This is a genomic window from Bacteroidales bacterium (genome assembly GCA_029210725.1).
Lineage (GTDB): Bacteria > Bacteroidota > Bacteroidia > Bacteroidales.
Window position 1 is genome coordinate 118287 of the sequence record JARGFM010000012.1, and the last position, 7934, is coordinate 126220.

Annotated in this window: 5 protein-coding genes; all 5 read left to right on the forward strand. The window is 47.8% G+C overall.

Features of this window, described 5'->3' with window-relative positions:
- Window positions 1–1482, forward strand: a complete 1482-nt coding sequence (gltA, locus tag P1P86_08680) for an NADPH-dependent glutamate synthase (GenBank protein MDF1575248.1) — start codon at window positions 1–3, stop codon at window positions 1480–1482.
- A 66-nt stretch (window positions 1483–1548) separates the two neighbouring features.
- Window positions 1549–2655, forward strand: coding sequence for an NAD(P) transhydrogenase subunit alpha (locus tag P1P86_08685; GenBank protein ID MDF1575249.1), 1107 nt, complete (start codon window positions 1549–1551; stop codon window positions 2653–2655).
- A 30-nt stretch (window positions 2656–2685) separates the two neighbouring features.
- Window positions 2686–3015 carry an NAD(P) transhydrogenase subunit alpha gene (locus P1P86_08690; protein ID MDF1575250.1) on the forward strand — a complete coding sequence of 110 codons (330 nt, stop codon included), beginning with the start codon at window positions 2686–2688 and terminating at the stop codon, window positions 3013–3015.
- Window positions 3016–3024: 9 nt separating this feature from the next.
- Window positions 3025–4434, forward strand: coding sequence for an NAD(P)(+) transhydrogenase (Re/Si-specific) subunit beta (locus tag P1P86_08695; protein ID MDF1575251.1), 1410 nt, complete (start codon window positions 3025–3027; stop codon window positions 4432–4434).
- A 486-nt stretch (window positions 4435–4920) separates the two neighbouring features.
- The coding region (locus P1P86_08700; protein ID MDF1575252.1) for a SprB repeat-containing protein at window positions 4921–7934 on the forward strand (3014 nt) is incomplete at its 3' end.

The window sequence follows — 7934 nt, forward strand, 5'->3', positions numbered from 1 at the left end:
ATGGCTGAAGTTTCAGAATATTTAAAAAATGAACGTGAGCAGGAGTGGAGAGTGGCCCTGCGGGGCTATATGAAAAATAAAGAACGAATCCAGCTTGAACGGGTGCATATGACCGAGCAGGATCCGGATAAGCGAAACAGAGATTTTACGGAAGTAAACTGCGGCCTTTCCCTGGAGGAGGCCCGCAAGGAGGCTCAGTGTTGCCTCGATTGTGTGAATCCAACTTGTATCACCGGCTGCCCCGTCGGGATCAATATCCCAAAATTTATCAAGAAGATCGAAGCCGGTGAGATACTGGATTCAGCAAGGGTTTTGAAGGAGACCAATACGCTTCCTGCCGTGTGTGGCCGGGTCTGTCCCCAGGAGGTTCAGTGCGAACAGGCTTGTTTCTATACCCAAAAGCTTAAAAAGACACCCGTTGCGATAGGTCATCTGGAGCGCTTTGTAGCCGATTATGAGCAGAACAGCGGAGAGATGTCTGTGCCGGATATACCGGAAAAGAACGGGATAAAAGTGGCTTCCATCGGGTCCGGGCCTGCCGGACTGGCCTTCGCCGGGGATATGGCCAAGATGGGGTATGATGTAACCGTGTTTGAGGCACTGCACGAAATAGGAGGTGTTCTGAAATACGGTATTCCGGAATTCAGACTCCCCAACCACATTGTTGATGTGGAAATTGATGTGCTGGAAAAAATGGGAGTGAAGTTTGTAAAGAATTTTATTGTGGGAGCTACCGCTTCGATTGATGATCTGAAAAAGGAAGGATTCAAAGCCTTTATGGTGGGCAGTGGTGCCGGGCTCCCAAACTTTATGCATATTCCCGGGGAGAACTATATCGGTATATACTCCTCCAATGAATATCTGACCAGGGTAAATCTGATGAATGCAGCCGACCCGGACTATGACACCCCGGTAATTTCCGGAAAAAATGTAGCGGTAATCGGAGGCGGTAATACGGCCATGGATGCAGTCAGGACTTCCAAAAGACTGGGAGCAGAGCGCTCCATGATTATCTATCGCAGGTCCATTGAGGAGATGCCTGCCCGTAATGAAGAGATCAAACATGCCCGGGAAGAGGGAGTGGAATTTATGAATCTTCATAATCCTGTGGAATACTATGCAGATGAAAACGGCCGGGTATGCAAAATGAAGGTACAGAAGATGGAGCTCGGTGAGCCGGACTCCTCTGGCAGAAGGAGACCCTTCCCTGTCGAAGGTTCTGAGTTTATCATGGATGTGGACACCGTGGTAGTAAGTGTGGGTGTTTCTCCCAACCCATTAATTCCGTCGAGTATGAAGGAACTGGAGGTCTCCAGATGGGGGACCATTGTGGTGGATGAGGACAGTATGCACAGTTCTGTTGAGGGAGTCTTCGCCGGGGGAGATATCGTCCGGGGAGGAGCCACCGTTATACTGGCCATGGGTGATGGAAGAAAAGCTGCAGCAGCCATGGATCAATATTTAAAAACTAATCAGTTCTGAATGAACATAGTGACCATGTTTTTGTTGAGGCTATAGCTATTCTTATAACGATAAAAATTCCAATAAATGACAATCGGAGTATTGAAGGAAGGTGACCATGAAAACAGGGTGGTGTTTCTTCCCGAACATGTTGCCAGCCTTGTAAAAAAAGAATTTTCGGTCCTGGTGGAAAAGGGTGCGGGTCTCAGGGCTTTTGCATCCGATGAAGACTATACGGAAGCCGGAGCCGGCCTTGGAAGCAGGGCACAGGTTTTAAAGGATGCGGATATGATATTCAGCATCACTCACCCTGCTGAGAGCATTCCTAAGGGCAAAATTCTGGTCTCGAACCTGGGGCCCCTGTCCAACAAGCCCCTGGTTGAAAAACTGGCCAGGGAGGGAGTAATAAGTTACAGTCTGGACATGATTCCCAGGTCCACACGTGCACAGGCGGTGGATGTGCTCTCATCCATGGCAACGGTGGCTGGATACAAATCGGTTTTGGTGGCAGCCGGATCGGTGCCGAAATTCTTTCCCATGTTTATGTCGGCCTCCGGGACCGTCAAACCATCCAGGGTGTTGATTCTGGGTGCGGGGGTTGCCGGATTACAGGCCCTGGCCACTGCAAGGAAACTGGGAGCCGTTGTGGAAGTATTTGATGTACGCGCAGCAGTTAAGGAAGAGGTGATGAGCCTGGGAGGAAAATTTGTGGAGGTCGAAGGAGCCAAAGACGAAGCATCCGCCGGAGGCTACGCTGTTGAGCAAACGGAGGAATACAAAAGGAAACAGGCGGCGTTGATCCAGCAACATGCAAAACAGGCAAATGTGCTTATCACCACTGCCCAGATTCCCGGGAAGAAGGCTCCGGTTCTGATTACAAAAGAGACGGTAGCTGATATGCAACCCGGATCAGTGATCGTTGACCTTGCAGCTTCCACCGGCGGAAATTGCGAACTGACAAAAAATGACGAAACGGTGGTCCACGGCGGGGTGACTATTATCGGAAATTCCAATTTTGCCTCCACCATGCCCTCAGATGCCAGTAAAATGCTTGGCAATAACTATCTGAATTTTCTGAACATGATGATTGGTGAGGACGGGAAAGTGAACCTCGATGTAGAGGATGAGATTGTGCAGCTCACCTGCATTACCCGTGACGGCGTCCTTGTAAATGAGCGCGTTAAGGAAGCCTAAAAAAAATTATTGAACGTATAACTTACAGATATGGAAAGCGTATTACAATTTTTCTATTCTAACAAAGAGGCTATTTTTATAATTGCCCTGACTATCTTCCTGGGCCTGGAGGTGATTTCCAATGTTCCTTCTGTATTGCATACCCCCCTGATGTCGGGGGCCAATGCTATCAGCGGAGTGATTATTATCGGCGGGATCATTCTGGTGGGTCATGCCGATCTGGCGAATCTGAGCGAGGGATTTAATTTGCTCAATCTGATCCTGGGAGTTTTTGCATTGCTTTTTGGAACGCTGAATGTGATTGGTGGTTTTGTGGTTACCGACCGCATGCTTGAAATGTTTAAAAAGAAGAAAAAATAGGTCCTGGCCATGAATACACTGAATATAACAAACGGAGATATTATACTTGAGTTTATATACCTGGTTTCGGCCCTCTTTTTTGTGGTGGGCCTGAAACTGTTAAGCCACCCTGATTCGGCCCGGCGCGGAAATCTTTGGGCAGCTTCTGGTATGATTATGGCTATGATTGCCACCATGGTTCTTCATCGCGATGAAGCAGGGGAAGGAATCAAAGGAAACAATCTGGCCATTATTCTCGGAGCTATTGCCCTGGGAGCTTTGATCGGTGCAGTGGTTGCCCGCCGCATTAAGATGACTGCCATGCCCCAGCTGGTCTCTTTTTTCAATGCGACCGGGGGAGCTGCATCCGCACTGGTGGCGCTCATAGAATTTTCAAATCCTGAAAACCAGAGTGCCCTCGTTACTCTTCTTGGATTGGTCATCGGCAGCATCGCTTTCAGCGGAAGCATGATTGCCTATGGAAAACTGAATGGGAACATCAAGGATATTTTCAGTAAGTGGATGACTTACATCAATCTGATTATTCTTGCCGGTGTTTTGTTCCTCCTGTTCTTTATCCTGTTCGGCGGAGTATCAGCCGGAACCCAGCAGACCCTGGTTTATATCCTCTTGGCAGCTGCATTGGTCTATGGAGTAAGTTTTGTGATGCCCATTGGAGGTGCTGATATGCCGGTGGTGATCTCCCTGCTGAATAGTCTGACAGGGATTGCTGCTGCTATGGGTGGTTTTATTTACCAGAACCAGGCCATGATCCTGGGAGGGATTTTTGTAGGTGCTGCCGGCATGATTTTGACCCTCCTGATGTGCAAGGCCATGAACCGTTCCCTGATCAATGTTATCATTGGAGCCTTTGGCGGAGGCGGAGCCGGAGTGGACCGGGAGAAGGGTGTGGTGAAAGAAGTATCGGTGACCGATCTGGCAGTCATGTTAAACTACAGCAGTAAAGTGGTGATTGTTCCTGGTTATGGGCTTGCAGTTGCACAGGCCCAGCATATTTGCAGCGAACTGGACGAGTTGCTGGAAGCCAACGGGGTAGAGGTGAAATATGCCATCCACCCGGTAGCCGGACGGATGCCCGGTCATATGAATGTGCTGCTGGCTGAAGCGGATGTCCCCTACGATAAACTGATTGAAATGGACGAGATCAATCCGGATATGCCCAAAACCGATGTGGTAGTGGTGATCGGGGCCAACGATGTGGTAAACCCGGCTGCCCTGGACGATCCCTCCAGTCCCATCTACGGGATGCCCATCATCAGGGTTCATGAGGCCAAAAATGTGATTGTGATGAAGCGTGGAATGGGTAAAGGCTATGCCGCCATTGAGAACTATCTCTTCTATGCCGATAACACCCGGATGTTCTTTGGAAGCGCCAAAGATTCCTTACAAAAGCTGGTGACAGAGATTAAGGCTTTATAAGTCCTGCACTGTTTTATTGAAAAAGGCCGCAAATATATAACGTTGTGGCTTTTTTTGTGGACCTCAATCCGGTTTGGACCTTCCGGGGATTGAAAAAAAATCGAAATTAGGGATTTATCACTTGAAATAGAACGTTTATCAAACCTGATATGCTTCTATCAGATTGTTAATAACCTGACAAGGTGCAGAAAAGTATAAGTTTCTGAATGTGTTAATTTTGAAACTGTACCAGGTTTCTTGCGTATAACCATACATTATTCTCAATAATGAAGGGATTACCATGATCTTTAGGTATGGCTTTGAATGAAGATTGCTTTAATGCTAGAGCTAACCACTAAGCTAAAAAAGTCAATTGTTTCTTTAACCAGTTTTGGGGATGGAGTAAAACCTGTCTCTACTATCCGGAAAAACTTTTTAAGATTAGTCCTGATTCTTATTGTTTCTGGGCTTTTCGTTTTTGACGGCTATGGCCAGACCATTATCTGGTTGGAGAATTTCAGTGGTTTGACGGACGGGACTACCGTTGACAATGGCGCGACTGCCTGGTCGGTGGATGTTACGGCCTGTGATTTTACTGATGAAGACAATGGCTATTTTGAGGTTAGGAATAATGCCCTGGAAGGCAGGGATACGGACGGTGAAGCGGTATGGACCTCAGAAGTTGTCGATATTTCCTCCTACACAGATGTTAAGGTAAGTGTTGACCTGTTTGCACTGGGCTTTTTGAGTACACATGGCCCGGATGACTATGTCAGAGCCTATTACTCCCTGGATGGCGGACCAGAGACACTTTTTTATGATGGGGACCAGTCCGGTAATTTTGGTACGGTAACTGCATTTGCCGGTAGTTTTAACGGAAGTACAATCCAGGTTATTATCCGGATGAATAACAGCAGTTATCAACAGATAACCTGGCTCCCTGCAATCAATAATTTTGATAATGTAACGGTCTATGAAAGTCTGGACTCCCGTTATGCCATTCAACCGGGTGGCGATTGGAATGATCCGGCCACATGGTCCTATACCTCAGGAGGGAGCACTTGTAATTGTATTCCTGATGCATTTAGTGAGGTGCATATCAATGAGAATGATGACGGGCAGTCTGTGGCATTAAATGTGGACGGGTATGCCCGATTTGTGACCATTTATAACAATGGCCTTTTGGAGTGGACTTCCAATAACGAAGAATTGCAGATCAACTGGGATGGAGGGATTAATGTACAATTCGGAGGAGAATTGGACGGGACCCGCAATAATTCCAAGATTGAATTTATATCGGATGGCGACGGCAACTTTATTGAGAATGAAGGAACCTTCGCCATCGAGGATCTGGAGCTTGAGAATAGTGGAGGAAGTTTGACCCTGTCGGGTGGTGGGGATATAACCGTTACGGATGAATTCGCCTACATAGATGACAACATCACAGTTACCAATGATAATACAGGGAGCATATATGTTCAGGATGTATTCCGCTTTTACAACGGTAATTCTGAGCTGATTAATAATGGGACCATTTATGTTGCAAATGATCTGATTACCGAACTAGACGACAATTCCATCACCAATAATTCGGGAGGAATTTTAAATTTTGGTCAGGATGTAAATGCAGGTACACGGAGGTTTGTGATTGATAACTCCGGACTGATTGATCAGGAGGGTAGATTCCAGAATATAAGGGCCGGGGAAGTTCAGATCTACAACAGGGCGGGAGCTACCTGGAACTTTGCAGGTATCAGTATCGATCCACAGCTTCAGATGTATTGCAATTTCGATGCCAACCTGTTTAATTATGACGGTGGTGCTGACCAGGACGTTCTGGCGCCTCAGGATGCGTACTGGAACCTGACACTTTCAAATTCCGGAACAAAAGGTTCCCAGGGGAACCTGGATATAAACGGAAACCTGTCTATTGAGGGTTCTGCTGTTCTCGACGTAGCTTCCGGCAACGATGATATCACCCTGGCCGGGAACTGGTCCAATATGGGGACATTTACTGAAGGAACACGAACGGTCACTTTTAATGGCAGCTCCGCTCAATCCATTTCCAATGCCTCGGGGGAGACCTTTTACAACTTAATTGTTAATAATTCCAGTACCGGCCTGACGTTAGGCAACGGTAATGTGATTGCCTCCAATGCCCTGACTATGACACAGGGTAATATCAATGTTGGAACCAACAGGCTTACCCTCGGTACCAGCACAGCCAATGTTGGAACGCTCACCCATACCTCGGGAACGGTCATAGGTGAATTTGAGCGCTGGTTAAATAGCACAGGCATCGATTTCTTATATCCCGTTGGAACCACAAGTTCAGAAAATTTTGCCACTCTGAACTTTACTGCTCTTGTCGGTGGTTCCCTGATCGGAGAATTCAATCCCACCGATCCGGGATCTACAGGCTTACCCATTTCAGAGACCGGGTATACGGTATCGGATCAGTTTACAGATGGATACTGGGATTTTACCGCTGCTAACGGGTTGGCCAGTACGGGTTTCAACATTGATATGGATGCCAACGGATTCACCAGTTATACCCTGGCCGCATCTTCCAGAGTCATTAAGAGGACCAATGGAGGGGCCTGGGTTTTTGACGGGACCCATCTGGACGCAGTACCCCCGACTGTTTATCGTACTAATCTTACCGGAGGTATTTCTACCTTTGGTACCCAGCTTGGTGTCGGACAGTGGTGCATCTCCATTGTCATAGATAGGGCGATCACCGATGTTTCCTGTTTCGGAGGAAGTGATGGGGCCATTGATGTCACTACATCGGGAGGATTTCCCGGCTATACTTTTTCCTGGAGTCACGGACCTACCAGTGAGGATGTATCCGGGTTATCAGCAGGGGATTATATCCTTACAGCAAAAGATGCAGCCGGGTGTACCCAGGATAGCACCTTTACTATTATTGAACCTGCGGTTCTGAATGCTACCGTCAATTCGGTTGGAGTAACCTGTATCGGCGGTTCAGATGGTTCAATTACGATTTCTTCTCCCAGCGGTGGAAGTGGTTCTTATGACTACTCCATAAACGGAGGATCTTCCTGGCAGGCTTCGGGCACTTTTACAAACTTGTCCGCGAATACCTACGATGTTCGTATTAGGGATGCCCTGGCGACGACCTGTGAAATCACTCTCGATGGTGCTCTTGTTCTGACGGATAACAATGATCTGATCCCCCCCACCTTCACAGCTCCTGCTGATATTACTATATACTCGGATGCCAGCTGCGCCTATGATGCGAATGTATCTGCGACGGGAGATGTCACGGATGAGGCGGATAATTGTGGAGTAGGAGAGGCCACCTACTCAGATGCTGTTGATGCATCAGATCCGTGTAGTATTGTAATCACCAGGACCTGGAGCCTGGTAGATGACAATGGTAATTCAGCTGCAGATCAGGATCAGATCATAACCGTAGAAGACAATACGAATCCCACGGCCAGCAACCCGGCGCCGATCAGCGTGGAGTGTGCGGGGGATGTTCCTGCCCCGGATGT

Coding starts and splice junctions, on each gene's coding strand:
- P1P86_08690 (MDF1575250.1), top strand. CDS start 2,686: ATGGAAAGCGTATTACAATTTTTCTATTCTAACAAAGAGGCTATTTTT.
- P1P86_08695 (MDF1575251.1), top strand. CDS start 3,025: ATGAATACACTGAATATAACAAACGGAGATATTATACTTGAGTTTATA.
- P1P86_08685 (MDF1575249.1), top strand. CDS start 1,549: ATGACAATCGGAGTATTGAAGGAAGGTGACCATGAAAACAGGGTGGTG.
- gltA (MDF1575248.1), top strand. CDS start 1: ATGGCTGAAGTTTCAGAATATTTAAAAAATGAACGTGAGCAGGAGTGG.